This window comes from Dokdonella sp. (assembly GCF_051958935.1).
GTDB lineage: Bacteria > Pseudomonadota > Gammaproteobacteria > Xanthomonadales > Rhodanobacteraceae > Dokdonella_A.
Genome location: NZ_JBQCFP010000060.1, coordinates 1 through 2,600, shown reverse-complemented (window position 1 = coordinate 2,600; position 2,600 = coordinate 1). Strand labels below are relative to the sequence as shown.

The following is a 2,600-nucleotide window of genomic DNA, read 5'->3' as shown; positions in this document are numbered from 1 at the left end:
ATGCGGCCCCAGTAGTAACGGCCCATCAGGTCGAAGTCGCTCGGGTCCGTGTTCGCGTTCAGCGTGTTGTTCGCGTACAGGAACGGCGGCTGCTTGTCGCCGACATTGTTCACGCCGATGTCGAAGCGCGTGTTGAGCGATTCGAGGTTGTAGCCGAACTGGATGTCGTGATAGATGGTCGAGCCGTAGTCGGTGTACAGGCCGTCGAGCGACGGGTTGCCGGTGCCGTACGGATGCGTGTCCTGCGACGGCGACGGCGAACCCATGCGGAAGCGATGGATGTAGCGCATCGCCCACGACGCATCGAACGGGCCCATCTGCCAGCCGACCTGGCTCTGCGCACGCCAGCGCGGGAACAGGCACACGCCGCCGCCTGCGCCCGGGCACGCGCCTGCCTGCGCCGAACCGTAGTTCATGAAGTGGCCGGCGTAGTTGTACGTCGAACCGCCCTCGAGGCCCGGCGCCGTCTGCAGGTCGTAGTTCTTCAGGTACGTCGCGTTGATGCCGACGTTGAAGCGGCCGAACGAGAATTCCGGCAGGCGGTAGTTCAACGCGAAGTCGACGCCACCGACATCCACGCGACCGAGGTTGCCGGTCGGCTCGATCAGGGTCTGGATCTGGCCCTGGTTCGGACCGCTCGCGTAACGGCGGATCAGCGGGCAGTAGGCGGTCTGGCCGGCTGCGCACAGGTCGATCACGCTCTGCGCACGCACCGTCGTGATGTTGTCGTTGAGGTAGAGGCGCCAGAGGTCGGCGCTGACCGACAGGCCTTCCAGCCAGTGCGGGTCGTACACGATGCCGAAGTCGAACGACTTGCCCTTCTCCGGACCGATCGGGAAGCCGGCGAACGCGGCACCCGACAGGATCGCGTTGAGCTGCACCGCCTGCGCGACGTTCTGGTTGCGGAAGCTGCCGTCGGTCGGCACGTTGACGCAGGCCGGATTGCCGCCCCCGGTGTAACCGTCGCACGGGTCGCGCGAGATCTTCGGCGCATCGCTGCCCGCGCCGCCGAAGATGTTGGCGACGGTCGGCGCGCGGAACACCTTCGACATCGTGCCGCGCAGCAGCAGGTCCTCGATCGGACGGTACTCGAGCGCGATCTTCGTGTTGTTGGTGCTGCCGAAGGTCGAGTACTTCGACCAGCGGTCACCCACGGTGAGGTTCAACGCGTGCACGAACGGCAGATCCTTGAGGATCGGCACGAACAGTTCGGCATACGCTTCCTTGACGTTGTAGCCACCCTGCAGGGCGGAGCCGCACTGGCTGCCGAGCGTGCAGTTGCCGTTGAAGTCGACGATGAGGCCGGTGTCGACGTTCGAGTGCGTGTACTCGGTGCGATAGTTGTATCCGACGGCGAGCTGCATCGTGCCGGCCGGCAGGTCGAACAGGCCGCCGTTGAGGTCGACGCGCTTGACCGTTTCCTTGGTCATGAAGCTGTTGACGCCCGGCGATGCGGCGGCCTGCAGCGCGGCGATGCTGTTCGGATCGTCGAGGTTGAACGGATTGAATGGCGTACAGCCGTCGATGATGTCGTCCGGGCCGGTGCCGCAGTGCACGATGCCATCGTCACCGAGGAAGGACGGGCCGGTCGCCTGGTTGAGGACCGACATGTTCGGCAGGCCGTACGTCGTGGTGCTCAGATGCACATGGCCGTAGTCGAAGCCGACCTCCCAGTTCCACTGCTGGTCGTTCAGGATCGAGAACGAGCCCTTGAAGCCGGTCGACAGCTGATCGTTCGCCGTGCCATTCGAGGCGCGACGGTTGCCGAGCGAGGAGAGGCGCGCGGTGAACGTGTTCGCGCCCGGGCCGAAGTCGACGCCGAACGGGTTGTAGTAGCTGTCGGCAGAAACCACCGTGCCGTAAGGCGTGCCGTACACCGCCGGCGCGAGCTGGAACGACGCCGAGGTCTTGTTGTGCATCACCGACAGGTACGCTTCGACGCTGTCGGTCAGCTTGTAGTTGCCGTTGAGGAACAGGCCCGTGCGTTCCTGCGGGGTCATCACCAGGTTGACCGTCGCATAGTTGTACTTGTCGCTCGGGCCGTCCGGGCCCGCATTGTTGCGGTAGCAATGGTAATCGGTCGCGACATTCAAGCCGCTCGCGCCCGGATTGCGCGCGAGGTAACCCGAGCTGCAGCCCGGGAACAGATCGGCCATGCCTTCGGGGATCTGCACGTGGCCGAAGGGCGACGAGGTCGAACCGCCGACGAACGTGCCGATCGGGCTGCTGGTCGAACCGAGGCGCGACACCGAGTCCTTGGAGAACTCGCGATGGCCCGACAGCACGCCGTCGATCTTCTTGTAGTTGACGCCGGCCATGATGGAGCCCTTGTCGGAGCTCTGGCCGAACGTGAAGGAGTAGCCCTTCGACACGCCGTCGTCACGGTCGGAGATGCCGTAATCGGCCGAGAACTCCGCACCCTGGTAGTCGCTGCGCAGGATGAAATTGACGACGCCCGCGATCGCGTCGGAGCCGTATACCGACGACGCGCCGTCGGTGAGCACTTCGATGCGCTCGACCATGTTCGCCGGGATCGCGTTCGGATCGCCCGACAGGTAACGATGGCCGTTGATCAGCACCAGCGTACGCGGCGAGCCGAG

1 protein-coding gene is annotated in these 2,600 nt (G+C 65.0%); it reads right to left on the bottom strand.

Annotated elements, in window-relative coordinates:
- Positions 1 to 2,600 (bottom strand): TonB-dependent receptor plug domain-containing protein (locus tag ACTHK2_RS05740; RefSeq protein ID WP_440244741.1); only part of this gene is annotated, 2,600 nt, incomplete at both ends.